Source organism: Albibacterium bauzanense (assembly GCF_004339765.1).
In the GTDB taxonomy this organism is placed as follows: Bacteria; Bacteroidota; Bacteroidia; order Sphingobacteriales; family Sphingobacteriaceae; genus Albibacterium; species Albibacterium bauzanense.
In genome coordinates this window covers 183802-202792 of record NZ_SMGO01000001.1, presented here as the reverse complement: position 1 = coordinate 202792, position 18991 = coordinate 183802, and the positions used below count along the sequence as shown (strand labels likewise).

15 protein-coding genes are annotated in these 18991 nt (G+C 35.1%); 1 reads left to right on the top strand and 14 read right to left on the bottom strand.

Going from position 1 to position 18991, the window contains the following annotated elements; genetic code table 11:
• Nucleotides 1-2: 2 nt before the first annotated feature.
• The 11 genes from C8N28_RS00865 to C8N28_RS00815 all read right to left on the bottom strand — a co-directional run bounded on the left by C8N28_RS00865 (nucleotide 3) and on the right by C8N28_RS00815 (nucleotide 11446).
• Nucleotides 3-428: a WxcM-like domain-containing protein gene (locus C8N28_RS00865; protein ID WP_132220609.1), complete on the bottom strand. Its 426-nt coding sequence runs from the start codon at nucleotides 426-428 to the stop codon at nucleotides 3-5.
• Between the two features lies 1 nt (nucleotide 429).
• A complete protein-coding gene (locus C8N28_RS00860) occupies nucleotides 430-1464 on the bottom strand; it encodes a polysaccharide biosynthesis protein (RefSeq protein ID WP_185140112.1) in 1035 nt (344 codons plus the stop codon).
• Nucleotides 1457-2566, bottom strand: a complete 1110-nt coding sequence (locus C8N28_RS00855; protein ID WP_132220605.1) for a glycosyltransferase family 4 protein — start codon at nucleotides 2564-2566, stop codon at nucleotides 1457-1459. The genes C8N28_RS00860 and C8N28_RS00855 overlap by 8 nt, the downstream gene beginning before the upstream one ends.
• Nucleotides 2563-3123, bottom strand: a complete 561-nt coding sequence (locus C8N28_RS13860) for an acyltransferase (protein WP_132220603.1) — start codon at nucleotides 3121-3123, stop codon at nucleotides 2563-2565. The genes C8N28_RS00855 and C8N28_RS13860 overlap by 4 nt, the downstream gene beginning before the upstream one ends.
• Complete coding sequence (locus C8N28_RS00845) at nucleotides 3120-4196, bottom strand: glycosyltransferase family 4 protein (RefSeq protein WP_132220601.1); 1077 nt, start codon at nucleotides 4194-4196, stop codon at nucleotides 3120-3122. The genes C8N28_RS13860 and C8N28_RS00845 overlap by 4 nt, the downstream gene beginning before the upstream one ends.
• 135 nt (nucleotides 4197-4331) lie before the next feature.
• Nucleotides 4332-6500, bottom strand: coding sequence for a glycoside hydrolase domain-containing protein (locus tag C8N28_RS00840; protein ID WP_132220599.1), 2169 nt, complete (start codon nucleotides 6498-6500; stop codon nucleotides 4332-4334).
• 55 nt (nucleotides 6501-6555) lie between these two features.
• Nucleotides 6556-7821 (bottom strand): hypothetical protein, encoded by a 1266-nt coding sequence (locus tag C8N28_RS00835; protein ID WP_132220597.1) that lies wholly within the window; start codon nucleotides 7819-7821, stop codon nucleotides 6556-6558.
• Between the two features lie 2 nt (nucleotides 7822-7823).
• Entirely contained in the window at nucleotides 7824-8882 is a 1059-nt protein-coding gene (locus C8N28_RS00830) for a Wzz/FepE/Etk N-terminal domain-containing protein (RefSeq protein ID WP_132220595.1), read from the bottom strand.
• 19 nt (nucleotides 8883-8901) lie between these two features.
• Nucleotides 8902-10026, bottom strand: coding sequence for a glycosyltransferase family 4 protein (locus tag C8N28_RS00825; protein WP_132220593.1), 1125 nt, complete (start codon nucleotides 10024-10026; stop codon nucleotides 8902-8904).
• Nucleotides 10027-10914, bottom strand: a complete 888-nt coding sequence (locus C8N28_RS00820) for a glycosyltransferase family 2 protein (RefSeq protein WP_132220591.1) — start codon at nucleotides 10912-10914, stop codon at nucleotides 10027-10029.
• A 22-nt stretch (nucleotides 10915-10936) separates the two neighbouring features.
• Complete coding sequence (locus tag C8N28_RS00815) at nucleotides 10937-11446, bottom strand: hypothetical protein (protein ID WP_132220589.1); 510 nt, start codon at nucleotides 11444-11446, stop codon at nucleotides 10937-10939.
• Between the two features lie 75 nt (nucleotides 11447-11521).
• Here C8N28_RS00815 and C8N28_RS00810 point away from each other — a divergent pair, with 75 nt between their 5' ends.
• Entirely contained in the window at nucleotides 11522-13096 is a 1575-nt protein-coding gene (locus C8N28_RS00810) for a hypothetical protein (protein WP_132220587.1), read from the top strand.
• Between the two features lie 60 nt (nucleotides 13097-13156).
• On the opposite strand, the gene C8N28_RS00805 is transcribed toward C8N28_RS00810, so the two are convergent.
• The 3 genes from C8N28_RS00805 to C8N28_RS00795 are packed head-to-tail and all read right to left on the bottom strand — an operon-like array spanning nucleotide 13157 to nucleotide 18945.
• On the bottom strand, nucleotides 13157-14590 hold the full coding sequence (locus C8N28_RS00805; RefSeq protein WP_132220585.1) for a glycoside hydrolase family 30 protein: 1434 nt from the start codon (nucleotides 14588-14590) through the stop codon (nucleotides 13157-13159).
• Between the two features lie 15 nt (nucleotides 14591-14605).
• Nucleotides 14606-16018, bottom strand: coding sequence for a RagB/SusD family nutrient uptake outer membrane protein (locus C8N28_RS00800; protein WP_132220583.1), 1413 nt, complete (start codon nucleotides 16016-16018; stop codon nucleotides 14606-14608).
• An 11-nt stretch (nucleotides 16019-16029) separates the two neighbouring features.
• A complete protein-coding gene (locus C8N28_RS00795) occupies nucleotides 16030-18945 on the bottom strand; it encodes a SusC/RagA family TonB-linked outer membrane protein (RefSeq protein ID WP_132220581.1) in 2916 nt (971 codons plus the stop codon).
• Nucleotides 18946-18991 lie beyond the last annotated feature (46 nt).

The following is an 18991-nucleotide window of genomic DNA, read 5'->3' as shown; positions in this document are numbered from 1 at the left end:
TATTACTTTATAAAATAATCAACAGGATAGAGATAGTCATCTAATTTTGCATTTTCGATTCCATAATCAGCGAATAAGATCACTTTAGAATTATTTTCTAATGCCTGTATTGAAGTGGCAAAGCCTACAGGAACATGCAGAACTTGATTGTCTGATGCTGAAATAATAAACTCTTCGATGGGAAGGTTCTTACTCGGAGTTTCCCAATTATCTATTCTTACCAATTGAATCTTAAATGCTCCTTCTGTGACTTGAAACCAACGCTGTTCAATTCGATGAGCTCGCCAGCCCCGAATTGTTTCTGTCTCAGAATGTTCAATAATATAGAACCGTTTTATAGGTTCCATATTAAAATCATTAAAGAATCGTAAAGTCCCTTTTTGATCTTTGTGGACTCCTCCATTTATGATTGCAGGTTTGTTTTCCATATCAATCAGGGTATTGAACAATATCTTTTTCTCCGAATACCTTTCTTCTAATTAAAGGAAGCGTAGATAACAAACGTTTCATCCCTTCAACATCTTGTTGTTGTGTATTATGAGAATGATAATCTTGAACAGAAGCCATGTCAATATCGCCTTCAACGAAATATTGTTTATAGTTTAAATCGCGATTGTCTGCAGGAATACGATAAAAATCACCCATATCTTCTGCTTTTAACATTTCCTCACGTGTACATAAAGTTTCGTAAAGTTTTTCTCCATGGCGAGTTCCAATAATTTTTATTTCATTATTAGCATTACACAGCTCTTTTAATGCCTGAGCTAAATCACCAATCGTACCTGCGGGTGCTTTATTCACAAATAAATCACCTGGATTCCCATTTTCAAATGCAAACAGCACAAGTTCAACAGCTTCTTCTAATGACATTAAAAAGCGGGTCATTTTAGGGTCTGTAATGGTTAAAGGCTTACCAGATTGTATTTGTTTTAAGAATAACGGAATAACGGAACCCCTGGATGCCATTACATTACCATAGCGAGTTAAGCAAACAGTTGTATTAGACGCATTACGAGAAGCTGCGATTGCCACTTTCTCCATTAACGCTTTTGAAATACCCATTGCATTAATAGGATATGCTGCCTTATCGGTACTCAAACAAATCATCTTTTTTACATTATTGGCGATGGCTGCATCAATCGTATTTTGAGTGCCAAAAACATTTGTCTTGGTTGCTTCAATTGGGAAAAACTCGCAGGAAGGTACTTGTTTTAAAGCAGCAGCATGAAATACATAATCGACCCCTCGCATAGCTCGTTCAATACTATTATAATCACGCACATCACCTATATAAAACTTTAACTTGTCATTTTTAAGCTGAATACGCATATCATCTTGCTTTTTCTCATCACGAGAGAAGATACGGATCTCTTTAAAATGGTCTGTATTCAGAAAGCGATTTAGAACTGCATTACCAAATGAGCCAGTACCACCTGTTATTAATAAAACTTTATTTTTAAACATAATCTTCATTTTTAAACCAAATACGCTCCATTTGATTCACTATATTTTCAATTCTATAATTACTCATTGCTGTTCTGCGTGCATATTCTCCCATTTTCTTTGCAAGAGGAGGATCGTTTATCAATGTTTCAATTGCTTCGTTTAGTCCTTTAACGGATTTTGGTGGAATACTTATCCCTGCGTCCTTTTTTAACATTTCAGGTATTGCACCAACATTCGTTGCTATAATAGGGCACGAAGACACCATGGCTTCTAAAATAACGTTTGGAAATCCTTCAGAGTAAGATGGTAAAACAAATATTCCACAATTTGCCATTTCCTTTGCTATTTCTTCAGACGATTGAGTGCCTATAAATTTAATTTTATTTTGTTCTTTACCAGCAAAACTTAATAATTCTTCTTTAACATGTATCTCATAAGGTCCAATTAGTCTTAGCTCTCGAACCGATTTCAAATTACACACAGCTTCAACCAACTCATAAACTCCTTTATCTTCTATAACATGCCCTACAAAGAGAATTACATCCTTATTTCTTTCTCCAATAATTCGGTTTTTATTAACATTAGCTAAAAAATCATTAGAAAGAGGATTAGGAACCAAATTTATATGTTCAATTCCCGAAGAAAACAGGCATTCATAAGATTTCATATCTAATACAATCACTTCATCATAAGCTCTCATTACCATCTTTAATAAGAACCACTCCCAGTTATTCCTTTCTTTAACCTCACAAATCCGACCGAATCTAAAATGGATAATAGATCGAATACCTCTTTTTTTAAGTACCCGTGCAAAAAGGTAATCTTTGAACAAAGCTAAGGATGCGCTTGAAGTTAAATGAACTATAGTTGGCTTATCTGTTTTCACTTTTTTAACCAAAGAATTATATTGACTAATAAAATCTCGGGTTCCATTAACAAGCCGGTTAATAACTCTCTTGTCCGTAATTCGTTTGTTTTTTATTGCACTGTTTGAATGAATCAACTCATAATCCTTTTCTTTCCTTCCTATAAAGTCCAGCATATAAACTGTCCAACTGGCAATGCCACCTACCGGAGGCGGTAATGGAGAAACAAGTAATATTTTGGGGATAGATTTCATTTAGATTTGTATTCAGAGTTTACTATTAATTCATGCTGTTTTATCTCTTCATCAGTCCATCTATACTTTAATCTTTTGGCCGGAATACCTCCAACAATTGCATATTTTTCCACATCTTTAGTTACTACAGCACCCGCAGCAATAATTGCACCCTGTCCAATGCGAACTCCTTTTAAAATAATAACGCCCGTTCCAACCCATACATCATCTTCAATAATAACAGGTTGATCATCTGTCTTGAGTTTATCTTTAGGAGTATAATCAGCCATGTATTTCCCAATAATATGTGTTGAATGATTGCCTCCTCGTATTGTAACATTGGGGCCAAACATTACTTTATTCCCAATTTCTATAAAACTCTTTGTTGCAATAAAAGAAGCACCGGTTCCGATAAAAACATCACTTCCAATACTGATAGTTTGATAATAGAAATCGGATTTCGTTGGAAAAAATCGAACTTTTTTTCCACAAGATTTAAATAAGCTTCGAAATAGAATCATAATTAATCTATCATAAGCCCTAAATAAATTAAGAACAAGTACGGCTATGAATCTCATTTCTGTTGCATTAAATTCAAATACTGTGAAACTATTTGTTCTTTATCAAATAACGAATTGGCAATTTCTTTATTTGCCTTTCCCATTGCGTCCAATTCCACATCGTTTAATTTGAGAACATCAGATAAAACCTGAACAATTTCATCGGTTTTATTAGGGTCAAATAAATATCTTGCATCAGTCATTATCAATGGTATATCTGATACGGATGAGCATATAACAGGTCTAGCTAATGACATTGCTTCGCAAATTGTATTTGGAAAGCCTTCATAAAAACTAAATAAACCTATTATATCGGCCTCCAACATTCTGTTTTTAATATCCTGTGTAGCCTTATAAAAAACAAAGTTATCTTCTAAGCTATATTTCTGTATCTTATTTTTAGCATTATTAAAAGAGGAGTCTGCTTCATCACCATACCAATGGATACGAAGTTTGCTCTTTTCAGTTTCAGTTAGCAGGTTTACTGCTTCAATTAACCCGTTTAAATTCTTTAGTTTCTGATGGCTTGCAGCAATCAGTAAAACCAATCTATTCTGGGAAGTACTTCTTTTAATTGTTTTATAACTTCCTGTATCGACTAAATTATAAATAACCTTCAATTTCTCCAAAGGAATCAATCGATTTACCCTCTTTACAATATCTCTATTTGTATTCGAATTAGACACTACAAAATCTGCAAGGAAATGAAACCACCTGTATGACTTTAGTTTAAATGATTTTTCAATGTTGGGGTTAGCACTTCTCTCACCAACAATAAGCTTCCATTTTCTGAATGGAAGACCAGCTATTTCGCAGATAAAGTTAGGAGTTTCTAAAAAAGATAATACAGCATCGTAACGGCCACTGCGAATAAAGGTTCGCATTTTCCATACTCGTTTTAAATAACTGGGATCTTCAATACAATGTACCGTGATGTTATTCTTTATTAATTCCTCTTTAAAGAAATCAAGATTGTGATAGGTAAGAAAAGACACTTGATGTCCCTTTTCATGAAAACCTTTGGCTAACTCAACTAATTGCTTTTGTGCACCACCGGAACCGAGGCTATCTATAACACAAAGTATTTTCATGATCTATTCAGCGAACGATTTTTTCATTCTCAAAAAGAATGTTGGTTAGGTATATTTCGTACATCTATCAGCAAAATTAATATTAAATACAATATAACAAACAAAAACGATGGAGTATAATGTAGAGAAGCCTTATTATTTAGAAAGCTGCTGTGTCATAATCCTACGTATGTCTTCTGCCTTTTCTTGATTAGTTGGTACAGAGAGTACTTGCAATGCTAGTTTCTTAGCAGCTGCTTCACCGAATTTCTGCTGGTATTTATTGAGAATAAAATAGTCCTCTACACCTTGTTTAAATGCCTCCCACCTTTTACTTGGTATAATAGAATTTCCTTTGTCATAAACCACATTGTAGTCGCCTTGACCGCCATCAAAATCATCCCATACAGAACTTCCAAACTGATCACCATAAGCCCAAAACCCTATGCCTCGGGCATTATATTGAAAGGCTTTCCATGCTAATAAACGATAGCGGGAATAAGGGTCTACATTTTTTGAATCATCCATGATATCATAAATCCAGAATTCATGGCCTTTATTAGGCTTAATTAAGCCCAAATCATTGCTTTTTACTAACAATTGATAAACGTCTGCGAGAGGTTGAACTTGTGGAAGGAACTTTTCATAATAAATAGTTAGATATATTTGTGATTGAGGACGAACAGATTTAACCCATGTTGCGAAAGATTTGAACAATGGCAGCTCATTCTCCCGTATCTCATCAAAAGGATATAAATAGATATCCTGATCACTAATATTATGATCTTTTAATATCTTATAGATAGTATCATACCAGGTTAGAAATTTCTTCTGCCAGGAAGCTTGCATATAGTTGCCAGGACTTTTTACATAGCCTTTGTGATTTATGAACAGCATCACCTTATCACCTGCTTGATAGTTCTTAAGATAGTTTATTAAACTGTTGTGATTTGTAGTAATATTGTTTGGCTCCAGAACCTTAGCAGGTATCACAAAAATATTGGAATAATGATCGGCTAAATCCTGTTTAATCTGCTGTTCGCGACCCTTAAAAAAGGGATAGGTATAATAGGGCCAAACATTAACATTAAAATTAAGGGTATTTTTATAGTTTTTATCAATCCCTAAATTAATAGATTGATAATCTATCACCAAAGCCTGATCATTAGAGCCAGTTAAAGATAAATTAATGGCTGATTTTCTTTCCTGACTTGACTTTAATGCAAGTATTAGGACTTTTGTTTCTCCGGGATTGAAGTCTAATTTACTATTAACAGTAATAGGCAACAACACATCACTTACATTTTTCGAACTGCGTGTATTAATTTCCTGAGTTTCATATACAGAGGTTTCTATATTATTAATTCCTTTTAATACAAAAGAACTCGATACCTCTTTGTTTTGATTGTTTTTGACCCGAACAGCAACATAATGTGTTACATTTGTTGGAGTAAGTATAAGTTTACTCTTACCCTCACTTTTGCCATTACCCCAAGGGGAAGATAAAACTTCGAAACTCAACCCTTCAACAGTATTTTTAGAAACTGATAAGCCCGAAATTAAAGATTGATATTTTTGATAAATTTGTTGATTGGCTAAATCCTTTTCATTCAATAACTGCAACCTGATTTCATTCTTATTATTGGCATTTCCCGTCATCGAGTAGAGTTTATCAATTAAGGCTCTGCGGTTTATTTCTGCTGATTTATTCTTCGAAATTATATTTTGAAGTTGACCCTTGGATAATATGTTAGAAGATTGAAATAGACTTAATGATTTACTTTTACCAGTAATCGTTATTTCATCCGTGAAGAACATTCTTCCTTGTGGATTTATAACGAGTTTAATAAACTTAGCATTGCTATTAATCTTGTCGTTTTGTAATTCGACAGCTTTATATGTATTGACTGCACTTTCATCATAACCACTAATATCGCCGGCATAGCTATAATTATTTCCATCTATACTGGTAAAGATATTAATGTTAAGCGGCAGATATACCCCTGCTGCTTCATTCTTTGCTGTATGAATAGCTATTTTAGAAACTGAAGAGGTTTCTTGTAATTCCAGATCGATCGTTATTTGACCGTAATTTTCCCATCCTAATGTATTATTGTCCAACCATAAAATTTTATGACTTGCTAATTTTCCATCAATTAAGATAAGTGGATCTCTGCTTTGTCCACTCTTTGAATAATTAGGTACCGGAGCAACTACCGTATGCTTAATTTTTAATTTGTTTGCAGTTTGGGCAAAACATGAATATAAGCCTATAGTTACCAGGAAAAATACGATATAAAAGATTCTAAATTCTTTTGAATGCATGTTCATAAAAGTTTAAGAAGTCAAAAACAATGATAGGTCTACAAAACCATGCCAATTAATCTTTGACCTCTCTCATATTAAAAAATACCATCAGAGCTATGGTGGAAGTAAAGTAGAAATGAGAAAACATAGGCTCTTTATATTCAATAATTACCCCCCATAATAATAAAAACCCGTAAAACACTTGGATGGATAATGTTTTTGCGTGTGCCATCATGAAAAAATATAATCTTATAATACCGGCATAAAATAAGATTGCTCCTATAACACCCACAGCATAAATCATTCGGATATAGCCAACATCTGTCCGAACTACTCCCCAACTTGTCGGATCTCCAAATAATAAATGACTATCATCTTCTGGAAGAAAAATAAAGGATCGTAAAGCAGCCAATGTGTTTGATTTACCCGAACTACCATTAAAGCTATCTAAGAATTGATCAAAAGCCCATTTTTCCCATGCTCTTATTATGATTTCCCCTTCAGGCTGTATAAGGATATACATTTCCTTAATAAGAAAATAGAATAAAACAGAACCAATAGGTATATATATTAAAAGGAGAAGGCTCTTCCAACTAAACTTATTATTGATAATCAATAAGGTATAGTATGCTAAAAGGGCGACAGGTATCATAATAAAACCTGTTCTTCCTGTAAAAACGATTCCGATTACAATACAGAGCAGGCAGGCAATTATAATACGTCTATCAATTTTGGAGAGTTTAAAGGAGGTCAGGAAATAGGCGCCCATTAATAAACCGGTAGCTAAATAGGCAGAAACGGATGCCCCAGATGATTGCATCAATCCCCTAGTCCGAAAAACTGAGGTAATGCTATCTTCCGTAATATTGCCCTCTAAAGGCATAATGACGAACATTAATTCTCTGTATGCAGGAAAAATGAAATTAATAAATATAAGAATACCCTGAATACCAAAAACAAGAAGCAATAAATAAAGCAGTTGATTCAAATCTTCTTTTATAAAAAAGGCAGACAATAGATAGGCTCCTCCAGCAATTTGAAATAATAAAAGGATAATCACAAACAGGTTTGCCATATTTCCACTACCATTAAATAATGTAATAATAGCGGTATACAGAGCATAAAGAACCAAAATGGAAAATGCTTTGAAAGCATTTTTATTAAAGTAAAAGATCAGTTCGTTTCTTCTTATAATCAGTAGTGTAACAAAGCATCCTAATATTACAAAACGACTACTATTTAAAGGGATAAATAGAAACTTTACAGAAAATATAAAAAAAAGCAACAAAAAGACATGGCTAAGTTTGGCTCTTTCCCAGAAAGTTGTTTCTTCCAACATTCTTATAGGTTCCTTTCAAAAAAACTTTTAGCAAAAATTAAAGTTAAAGATACAAACACACCAAGTATGATTGATAATATTATATAATTTACCAAACGTGGTTCAGATGGAGAAAGCTCATTAAGCTGTATCGGAGCTTCGATAATTATAAATAAAGGACGTTGGTTTTCGACTTGGATCTTTGAATTATCTAACTGTGCCAAAAGTCCGGAATAAGTGCTTCGAGCCTGAGAATATCTTAGATTTAACCTCTCAATTTCTAAATTAGCAATGGCTTTATTTGCATTGATATTTCTATCTTGAGCAGCTGCAAGTGCATTCTGTAGCTGATAAAGCTCTTGTTTCGATTTTTCTACTTCCTGTTCAAGAAAATCTGTATTATCGATCTTGTTTTCTTTACTGTATAGATTAATATATTCCTCTAGTTTTTGGAGAACTACTTTTGCTACTTTTGCACTTGCTTCAGGGTCTTGAAGTTTTACAGTAAGGAGAATCGGTTTGGGAGCTTCATTGCTAAACACAATACTTCCTCTCAATATACCTACAGCTTGCGAAATTTCCCCACTCAATATCAATACTGGCAATGTTCCGGGAGAAAGCCTGGATATTTTTGAAGCATTATTTGAATCAATGACATTCTTATAAACTACTTTTAAATTATCATCATCGGATAATGTTTTTAATTGATTCTTAAAACCAAGTACCATTCTTTGTGTAAGATAATTGGATATAAAAATGGTGTCTCCTTCAAATACGATCTTCTCTGCAACAACATCGGATAAAAAATTAGTACTTGATAGAATAAACTCATAAGCCGACACAGGTATACCTGCAGATGAATTGCTACTAATGCCTGCTAAAGAGGCTAAAGAACCTAAACGGGAAGCATTCGATTGTTCCTCATTATTAGAGATGAGGAACTCAATTGAACTTGCGTATTCTTTAGGTTTAATCATATATACAAAAAAACCTATTAATAGAGATACTACCATACAAGCAATGAATAAATATTTTCCTCTGAGGATTTGTTCGGTTAGTTCTTTAAAAGATATTCTCTCCATAGTCTTTATTAATCTAATACTATATTGCTCCTTCAATCAATCGTTCTGCACGTATTTTCCATGTAAATTGTTTTTCAAAATCTTGATAGGCCCTTTCAGCTAACTGATGACTTAAATCAGGACTTTTGATTAACGTACTTATAGCACTCTCCCATTGATCAACATTATTATATTCTACTAAAATAGCATTTTTTTCATTTAAAACTTCTCTTGTAGATGGTAGATCAGAGGCTACAATAGCTTTCTTGCTGCTCATATATTCAAGATACTTTATAGGATTCATATAAGGACCTTGATCTCCTGTTATTTCACCAGGAGAAACTATTTTTTGGTAGGGAGCTAAAAGAATATCGCATGAATTACGATACTTATAAACATTTGCAAATGGAACATAACCCAGAAAATGAAGATTCTCATACTGAACTTTACTTTTCCAATACTCAATATCTTTATCTTCACCACCAGTAATATAAAAATCAATTTCCGGAATTCTTTTTGCCAGTTCTAAAATAATTTCTATTCCCCTGCCCGCATATAAATGCCCAAAATACCCTACTTTTAGTTTATCCTGCCTGCCTAGTAAAATTACCTTTTCATTTAAATCATAGATATTCGCTCCATTATGAGCTACTACTAAGTTCTTTGTATCAAACCGCGATCCTTTGAATATACCTGATTTTAGATATATTTCTTTCAGTGCATTTGAGTTCAGAGTTATTTTCTTAAATGCTGTTAGGTTCAGCATTTTCTTAAAAAGCCATGTTGTTAATCGACCGTTCTCCCAGATGGGGCCATGTGAATCAAAAGTTGTGGGAATTCCCATTAAAGATGAGATGAAGCAACCGTTTAAAAAACGTCCAACCACATAATCTGGTTGGATTCGATTTAAAGCTCGATAAATAGCCAAAGAAAAATAAACTGTTTTGCCTTTAAATGTTGGAAAGAAAAGTTTTTCAATTTTGAAGTCCGGTTCCAATCCATAAAATTCAAATATTTTAGATTGATCTTCATCATTTTCCATCTTTGGTAATAAAATAGTGACCTCATGTCCCATTTTGGCTAGCGCAGAACATATATTCATTACATGGATGCTATTCGCTCTTCTAGAAGGTACAAATGATTGCGCTACATATACTATTTTCATTTATATACGATAAAGGATACTACATATAAATCTTACTAAAATATTATTTGAATTGAACAAATAGTGTGTTTTAGCAAGGATGTTTTTTTTCTTTATTATTTTAATATATTTCTCTGGAATGTTATTACTAATACTCCAATTTAAAAGTTTTTGTGTTAACTGATACCGAGATTTGTAATTTAAATGTGCTATTCTATTTTCTGAATGAACAAACCTGATAGCTACAACATGCTTGGAATCTCCCGGAATGAAATAACCTAAATAAGTTAAACGAATTATTAACTCAGTATCTTGATGAAGTTTTAAGGAAGTGTCGAAATATCCAGTTTTATTAAATATGGATTTTTTTAATGTAATACCATTCAAATGAGGGTATGAGGATAATCCAGCTATTAAATTTTCAAAAAACACATACCCCTCTGATTCTATTGACGGATAGGTAAGATATTTATCAGACATAGCTAATGTTATCTTCTTCCAATTACAAAAACCTAATCTAGCTTGATCATTTTCGTATTTTGTACCAACCGGTTCATAAACACCGTCAGCTTTCAGGTTTTCTTTAAATTTTTGCTCTGTAATACTGAATCTATCAGCTAAATAATAATCATCTGCGTCTAAGAAAGCGATGTATTCAAACTGAGCATTTTGAATACCTAGATTGCGACTAGCACCAGCACCTCTGTTCTCTGCATTTGGATGTTGAAGCAATTTCACCTGTTCATATTTACTTTCGAGCTCTTTGCAAATCTCTAAAGCACCATCTGGATAAGCATCGTCTATTAAGATTACTTCTCCTACTCCATGCTGATGAACAACAGATTCAACAGCTTTTTCAATAAAATTTACAGCATTATAAACAGGTATTATTACTGATACTTGAAACATGTATGCTTATTCACTTAGGTTTTCAAAATACAAATGATAATTGAAATCCCGCGAAGTTAGCAATTTCAGGTTTATTCCATTGCATTAATCTGATTTGGGCTTCAAGCATCTTATAATGGATTCCTGCACCGCCAGAATAATGCCATCCAAAATCACTTGCTGGTTTCATAACAATTACTGGCCCTCCAGAAGCTTGAATGAAAAACAAATTATCTGGCTTAAAGCGAAAGCCTAATCCTAATGGTACTCCGGCAATTGGCCGCACACTATAAATAAAATAATCGTCTTCAACACTTTTACCTTGCACATAGGTATACCCTGTATTAAAAGTTATATCATACTGTCTATTAAATATATACTTAACACCTAAGCCTGCATTTACTCCAGAAGTATAATTATTCTTTAAATCTCCCAATGGTATGAGATATTCAGCATTTGCAGAATAGCGAATTTGCGCTAAACTATGATTTATAGGTACGTATATTAATAAAATAACAATCACATAATATCTAAAACTAGATTTTTTAAGCATAATCTTTCATATTTGCAAGAATAGCAACAAAAGTATATCTTTACGATGCTTAAAACAAACCTTTACTAATTTTTCATGTTAAAACTTCGGAAACTAATTATAGTTGGTCTACTCTTATGCTTATTTTCGTGTAAAAAAGACCAGTTAGAACCTGAACCCATTGTACATATCGAATATAAAAAAGAGAATATCCCGGATTTCTCTTATGCCGGATATAAACAAAGTGAGTCTCCTATTCCTTTTGTAAAGGAAGTGATAACACTGTTTCCTAAAGAAGGAAAAGACTTTGTAAACATTCAGAATGCAATTGATGTGTTGTCAAATATGCCATTGGTTAATGGTTTTAGGGGTGCTATATTATTAAAAGCAGGAACTTATCAAATTAATAATACCCTCAGAATCAAAGCAAGTGGAGTTGTGCTTCGTGGAGAAGGACAAGGATATAACGGAACTGTAGTTATTGATACTAGGGCAGGTAGTAAAGTAATATCAGCGCAGGTATCGAAACGAAAAGCCCTGTCTTCATTAGTCATACAGGGATCTACTCAAGTAGATTATGATTACAGTCGTGCAGCGTTGATAAAAACCGACTTTGTAAAAGTAGCTGCTACTTCATTTGAAATTGATAAAAATCCTGGGTTTTCGGTAGGTGATACTATTTCGGTTATTAAAACTACCAATGATAGTTGGATAGATGAGTTAAGTATGCGACAGTTTGGGTGGACAACTGATCAATATCAAATTGAACATACTCGGGTAATCTCTAATATTCAAGGGAATACAATATATCTAAATATCCCGATGGATGATCAAATAAAAGCTATAGAAGGTGGAGGTAAGATTGTTAAGGTATCTTATCCAAAACGAATATCTAATTCAGGAGTTGAAAACCTAAGGATGGAATCAAGCTATACCAGTGATGAAGATGAACTTCACATTTGGAGTGCAATTCATTTAATAGGAGTACAAGACTGTTGGGTAAGGAACGTAACAAGCATGTATTATGCATATAGTACCGTAGGTCTTTATGGAAATTCTGATTTTAATACCATACAGGATTGTGCCATGCTTGAACCAAAATCACTAGCTGTTGGAGATCGAAGATATGCCTTTCATGTTATTTCCGGTACAGGTAATTTATTTCAACGGTGTTTTTCAGACAGAGGGAGACATGATTTTGTGACAGCAGCTCGGGTTTCCGGCCCAAATGTGTTTTTAGATGGCTATGCTGCTACCTCAATTCACGAAATAGGACCTCATCATCGTTGGGCTACAGGAACTCTCTATGACAATATATATGGTGGAGTAATTGCAGCAAGAAATAGAGAGTCTGGAGGAAGTGGCCATGGATGGTCGGGAGCTTTTAATATGTTCTGGAACTGCAAAGCTGCCATATCATTTAAGATTGAGAATCCTCCAGGAGCTGTTAATTGGCTTGTTGGAGGTGTTGGAACTGTAGCCGGTGATTCCTATACAGCTAGTATAGGTCACCCGGTAGAACCAAGAAGTTTATTTATAGAACAGCTAACCGAAAGAATTGGTGAAGCTAAGGTAAGAGACATAGTTACTGCAAAGCAATTAAACAGTTCGATCTGGACAGATTTGAGTCGATGGGCAGGAAATGACAAACCGCTAAAAACTATACAATAAACAAAGAATGCTTAAGCGATTAGCTTAAGCATTCTTTGTTTATTGATTTATAATATATTCCTACCAAACAAAGGTAGCAACCGATCCTGCAGCTAGAGAGGTATTTACAGCTTTTTCCGTGTCTTGAATAAAGAAGCTTTTTCTTTCTTTCGTAGTATTAAGTACGATTAAAACTTTTTTACCTTCAGGAGTAATAAATGCAACATTCGGTAATCCTGCTACAATACCTGATTCTATTCGTTGAGAACCAGTTGGAACAAACTTAGAAGCATGCCCGATGATATAATAAGCAACATTACGGGATACATTTTGCCCATCTATGGTAAGGGCACCTAAGCAATTTGTACAACCGCCTTGATCTGTATGTGGATTATAATCTTTATCGGCAGCAAGGTTCCATTCTAGAACGGTCTTGCTCCAATTACGGATAGCACCAACAATTAAGTTTTCAACATGCCACTGTAGTTCGCCACCAAAGTTTTGTGGCCCACCTACCCATTGTTCTGTGAAATAGATATTCTTATCAGGATGTGCATTATGTACTTCACTTAAAGCATCAATGCTTCCGCCATATAAATGAAAAGCAGAACCATCAATATACTTTTTAGCATCCGGATCATTCAGAATAGATATAGGATAATCTGGACGATCAGCATTATGATCATAAATTACAATCTTGGTTTTTATACCAGCTGTTTGGAAGGTTGGCCCCAGTGCAGTTTTAATAAATTCTGCCTGATCGCTTGCTTCCATATACATGCTTGGATTATTACCGGGATGTAAAGGCTCATTTTGTGGAGTTAATGCATCAATTTTAATACCTTCAGCTTCCATAGCTTTGATATACTTAACCAAATAATCGGCATATGCCTGATAGTATTCTGGTTTTAGGCTCCCTCCTATGTATGATTCATTGTCTTTCATCCAGGTGGGTGCTGTCCAGGGCGATGCCATGATTTGGATATCCGGATTGACAGTCAATATCATTTTCAGCACAGGGATCAGATCTTTCTTTTCTTTTTCGATGCTAAATTGTTCAAGTTTTACATCGGTTGATCCTTTTGGAACTTCATCATATGTAAAGAGTTCTGATGAAAGATCGGATGCTCCAACACTGACACGCAGGTAGTTAATACCAATAGCATCATCCTTGCGAGAGAACAATTCTTGAATAAGCTGTTCACGTTCAGGAGTTTGAAGGGCATTGATAAGTTCTGCACTTCCGCCACTTAGGGTAAAGCCAAATCCATCAATTACTTGATATTTCTGATTATCATTGATTTCGATGATAGTACCTCCCGGTGCGGCTGGTGCAAAGTTTAAAGCAACATTTTGCTTCTCTAATAAGGTTGTTTCATTAGCAGAAGTTAGCCATAGGCTAACTTCTGAATTTATAGGTTCTTCGTTTGGACCATTATTCTCACTGGTATTTTTGCAGCCTGCAAACGTGAGAATAACAGCAGCAAAGATGATTCCTTTTATAGCAATTTTCATGTCCAAAATTAAAGATTATAGATTAGGGTTTCTGTCAACTTCTGCTTGCGGTATTGGCCACAATAAATCAGCTTCAGTAATTGAATGTAGCTTTTTACCGTCAGCATCTGTCTCAGCATTCATAGTTGTTACGGCAGTTTTAGTACGAAGTAAATCAAACCAGCGGTATCCTTCGAAAGCCAATTCAAGTCTGCGTTCTTTTAAAATAGCAGCGCGCATGCTTGCTTGAGTAATAGCAGTAGTTCCTAATAAATTTACACGGCCACGGATTTGATCAACCAATGGTTTTGCTTGTAACCATCCGGTAGCACTTAGCTCGTTTAGAGCTTCAGCTTTTAGAAGGATAATTTCTGCTAAACGAATAAAATAAGCATTGTTTTTATCGTCATAACGGTATTTATTGATAAATGGATAGCTATCCTTTGACCAATAAGAATCTGACCATGCTTCTGTACTGGCATCTATAAATTTGATAGACGAGTTTTTACGAATATCATCGCCCTCACTATCAAAAGCTTTTACCAGGTCTACGGAAGGCGTGTTGAATTTTTTCCAACCGCTACCAACAATAACGCTAGGCATCCAGTTTCCATGAGCACCACTCCATCCATCGTATTGCATTTCCCAGATAGACTCAGAGTTGTTCTCATTTGCCATTTGAAATAATCCATCATAGCTTCCGAATAAAGAATATCCGCTAGCTATAGTTGCATTGGTTTCTTCTAAAACTTTAGCCCAGTTAGGGGTTGGTAATGCAGCATATACTTGTGCTAAAATTGCATGAGCAACACCTTGTGTAATAAAGCCTTTATTAGGTGCAGAGGTACGGGCATTGGCAACTGCAAAATCAAGATCTTCAATGATTTGTGCATATACTTCATCAACCGATGCTCTTGCTGGCTGCATTTCATTGATATTAGCAGGCACCTTTACAACAAGTGGAACTGGCCCCCACAAACGAACCAAATGAAAGTAACTGTAAGCTCTGATAGCTCTTGCTTCTGCTAAAATTTGATTACGGCGATTACCTTCGTCCAATGCCGGATCTTCAATATTAGGCACGTTATCAAGTACCAGGTTAGCATTTTTAATGGTAGTATATAAACCTGACCAGTCACGTCCGAGGTTACCATTGGTAGAGTTTGTGGTAAAATCGTTTATTTGAAAGTTGGCTGAGTTATCACCACCTGCATAAGCATTATCAGATGTAACATCGCCATTGGTCATATAATCCCAGATAAAATAATCTATATACATACCGTCATACACACCTTGGATTAACTTTTCAGCTGCCTCTGCATCTGAAAAAGCCTTATCAGGAGTTACTTGTGTAATGGGTTGTTTATCGAGAAAATCCTTTTTACAGGCCTGCAAGCTTAATAAAAGCACTGCCGCCATTCCTATATAATTATTTAATTTAATTTTCATTTTCTTAAGATTTAAAATCCAACATTAATACCAATCATGAAGGTACGCGACTGTGGATAAGTTCCATAATCTACACCCATAGAAGGACCGTTTGCACCGTACTGGTTAACTTCCGGATCAAAACCTGTATAGTTTGTAACTGTTAATAAATTGTATCCGGTGGCATACACCATAAACTTGCTAAGTTTTGTTTTAGCTAAGAATGAATCTCCGAAATTATAAGACAGGGTTGCTGTTTTAAGACGCAAGTAAGAACCATTTTCCACAAAACGACTGCTTGTAAGCGTGTTGTCTGTATTGCTAAGTTTAGCTCCTGGAATATTGGTTATATCACCTGGTTTTTTCCAACGGTCTAATACTGCTGAAGATTGATTTTTTGAATCGTTCATGCTTTCTAAATCAATGCGTGAAGCATTGAACATATCATTTCCTTGTACACCCTGGAAGAATAAAGATAATCCCCAGTTGTTGTAAGTTAATGTGTTGTTGAATCCATAAGTGAATTTTGGTTGGGCAGAACCGATATAAGTACGATCATCTGGAGTAATTCCATCAACACCGTCGATATCTTTATAAACTGCATCACCTGTTTCAGGATTAACACCTTCGAAAACATAACCGTAGAAGGATCCTAACGGACGACCTGGTTCAATTTTAATAACAGAAGTACGTTCGTAAATTCCGCCGAAATCTAATGATTCTGTACTGCTTCCTAAACTGGTTACCTTGTTTTTATTGATACTTAAGTTAATGTCTGAGCTCCATGTAAATTTATCGCGTTGGATATTACGGGTGCTTAATAAGAATTCAAAACCCTTGTTTTCCATTGAACCTACGTTCAAAGCTTGTGAAGGGAAACCTGAAGATGGTGGCAATTGTACATTAACCAATAGGTTGTCTGTTTTCTTAATGTAAGCATCTGCTGTAAAGGCTAAGCGGCCATCGAACATGGTTAAGTCTAAACCTAAGTTGCTTTGTGTAGTTTTTTCCCAGGTAAGATCAGGGTTGGCTAACTGTGCAAAAGAATAACTTCCTTGTGTGGTTAAGTTATACAATGCTAAATAAGCGTAATCACCAATTCCTTCATCATTTCCGACTTGTCCCCAGCTGGCACGTAATTTTAAGTCATCAAGATTTTCTGCATTTGACATAAAATCTTCACTTGAAATACGCCATCCGGCGGAAACTGATGGGAAATAACCATAACGTTGGTCAGGTGCAAAACGTGATGAACCATCTGCTCTGAAGTTAGAGCTTAACAGGTATTTACCAAGGTAGTTATAAGTTACTCTTGCTAAATAAGAACGTTTAGACCATTGAGCGCGTTGAGGCAAAGTTGGAACAACTGATGTACCTTCTTCTAATAGTTCGCCATCTTCACCCAAGAAGCGGGTTACTTCTGTATTTCTATATTTCCAATCAGATTCTTGCAAAGTCATACCTGCTGTAGCAGTAAAGGCATGATCTCCAAAATTCTTATTATAGTTTAATAAGTTTTCGTTTAACCATACTTGATCATCGGTATGATTGGTACGGGCAACACCTTCTTGTGTTCTTCCATAATTGGTTGAGAACGGATCAATCCAATAATCGTAATCATTTTTGGATTTGTTAATACTGATGCTTGATTTGAAAGATAAATCTTTGGTAAAGTCAACTTCTGCAGAGAATGCTCCTAAGAAGCGTGTGTTTTTGGTAGAATTTTCAGCGGCGAATGCATTGGCAATTGGGTTTTCCCAACCACCTTTATAAGGATTTTGAGTATATCTTATACCGTCTTCCTCAAAGATTCCAATAGTTGGAGGAGTAGTTAAAGCAGAAAGAATGGTACCGCCACGGGCAACACCAGCGTTATCGCTTACATCTACTGAATTGCTACGTGTAACAGCTAAATTAGCAGTAAAACGTAACCAGTCTGTTGCACTTTGGGAACCGTTAAAATTAAGAGTATAACGATTTAATACTGCTGGAGCAACAATTCCTTTGTCTTGTAAATAACCACCTGAAATGTAGTAGTTACCGCCTGTGTTAGTAGCACCGGATACAGACAATTGATAGTTTTGTTGAACTCCTGTTCCGAAAGTTTCATCTTGCCAATCTCTATTTTCATCCCCTAGATCTGTGTAGCCAAGTTCGGTCATTAAATCAAGATACTGATCACGATCTAAAACATCTTGTTTTTGCCAAAGGTTAGAAATACCTGTAAAAGCATTCAGAGCGATTTGAGGTCTGCCTGCTAATTTACCTTTTTTAGTGGTTATTAAAATAACTCCGTTGGCACCGCTTGAGCCGTAGATTGCTGCAGCTGAAGCATCTTTCAAAACTGTAATGGTTTCTATATCGTTTGGATTAAGGAAACTTGCATCACGTGAAGTAATTCCATCAATAACATATAAAGGACTGTTTGATGCTGTTATAGATGTATTACCACGAATACTTACTGCTACTCCTGAACCTGGTTTACCTGATTGAGAAGTAATTTGAACACCTGCAGCCTTACCTTGAATTGCTTGCAATGGGTTAGTTACCGGTTGATTTTGAATTTCATCTGCTGAAATAGAGGTTACTGCTGTAGTAATATCTTTTTTAGCTTGTGAACCATAACCGATAACAATTACATCATTTAAAGTAGTGTTGTCTTCGGTAAGTGTAACGTTAATTGTTTGCCTGTTATTTACCGGCTCTTCCAATGTTTTAAAACCAATGAAAGAGAATACAAGCGTGGCATTTGCGGGAGCACTAATGCTGTAGTTACCGTTGGCGTCAGCGGCGCTTCCCTGTGTTGAATTTTTGACTTGTACGGAAACTCCGGGCAAGGTGAGTCCTGTTCCATCTTTTACGGTTCCGGTAATGCTGATGTTCTGAGCATACGTGCTGGAAAATCCGTAACAGGAAAGGATCATTAGTAAAGTTAAGATTCTTTTCATGTTTTTAATATTAATAACGTTTATAATAATTGATACGCGATCTGCT

Bases quoted from the DNA above. Each gene is read 5' to 3' on its own strand.
- C8N28_RS00830 (WP_132220595.1), bottom strand. From the start codon at position 8,882: ATGGAGAGAATATCTTTTAAAGAACTAACCGAACAAATCCTCAGAGGA.
- C8N28_RS00810 (WP_132220587.1), top strand. From the start codon at position 11,522: ATGTTAAAACTTCGGAAACTAATTATAGTTGGTCTACTCTTATGCTTA.
- C8N28_RS00840 (WP_132220599.1), bottom strand. From the start codon at position 6,500: ATGCATTCAAAAGAATTTAGAATCTTTTATATCGTATTTTTCCTGGTA.
- C8N28_RS00825 (WP_132220593.1), bottom strand. From the start codon at position 10,026: ATGAAAATAGTATATGTAGCGCAATCATTTGTACCTTCTAGAAGAGCG.
- C8N28_RS00860 (WP_185140112.1), bottom strand. From the start codon at position 1,464: ATGTTTAAAAATAAAGTTTTATTAATAACAGGTGGTACTGGCTCATTT.
- C8N28_RS00795 (WP_132220581.1), bottom strand. From the start codon at position 18,945: ATGAAAAGAATCTTAACTTTACTAATGATCCTTTCCTGTTACGGATTT.
- C8N28_RS00800 (WP_132220583.1), bottom strand. From the start codon at position 16,018: ATGAAAATTAAATTAAATAATTATATAGGAATGGCGGCAGTGCTTTTA.
- C8N28_RS00820 (WP_132220591.1), bottom strand. From the start codon at position 10,914: ATGTTTCAAGTATCAGTAATAATACCTGTTTATAATGCTGTAAATTTT.
- C8N28_RS00805 (WP_132220585.1), bottom strand. From the start codon at position 14,590: ATGAAAATTGCTATAAAAGGAATCATCTTTGCTGCTGTTATTCTCACG.
- C8N28_RS00845 (WP_132220601.1), bottom strand. From the start codon at position 4,196: ATGAAAATACTTTGTGTTATAGATAGCCTCGGTTCCGGTGGTGCACAA.
- C8N28_RS00855 (WP_132220605.1), bottom strand. From the start codon at position 2,566: ATGAAATCTATCCCCAAAATATTACTTGTTTCTCCATTACCGCCTCCG.
- C8N28_RS13860 (WP_132220603.1), bottom strand. From the start codon at position 3,123: ATGAGATTCATAGCCGTACTTGTTCTTAATTTATTTAGGGCTTATGAT.
- C8N28_RS00835 (WP_132220597.1), bottom strand. From the start codon at position 7,821: ATGTTGGAAGAAACAACTTTCTGGGAAAGAGCCAAACTTAGCCATGTC.
- C8N28_RS00815 (WP_132220589.1), bottom strand. From the start codon at position 11,446: ATGCTTAAAAAATCTAGTTTTAGATATTATGTGATTGTTATTTTATTA.
- C8N28_RS00865 (WP_132220609.1), bottom strand. From the start codon at position 428: ATGGAAAACAAACCTGCAATCATAAATGGAGGAGTCCACAAAGATCAA.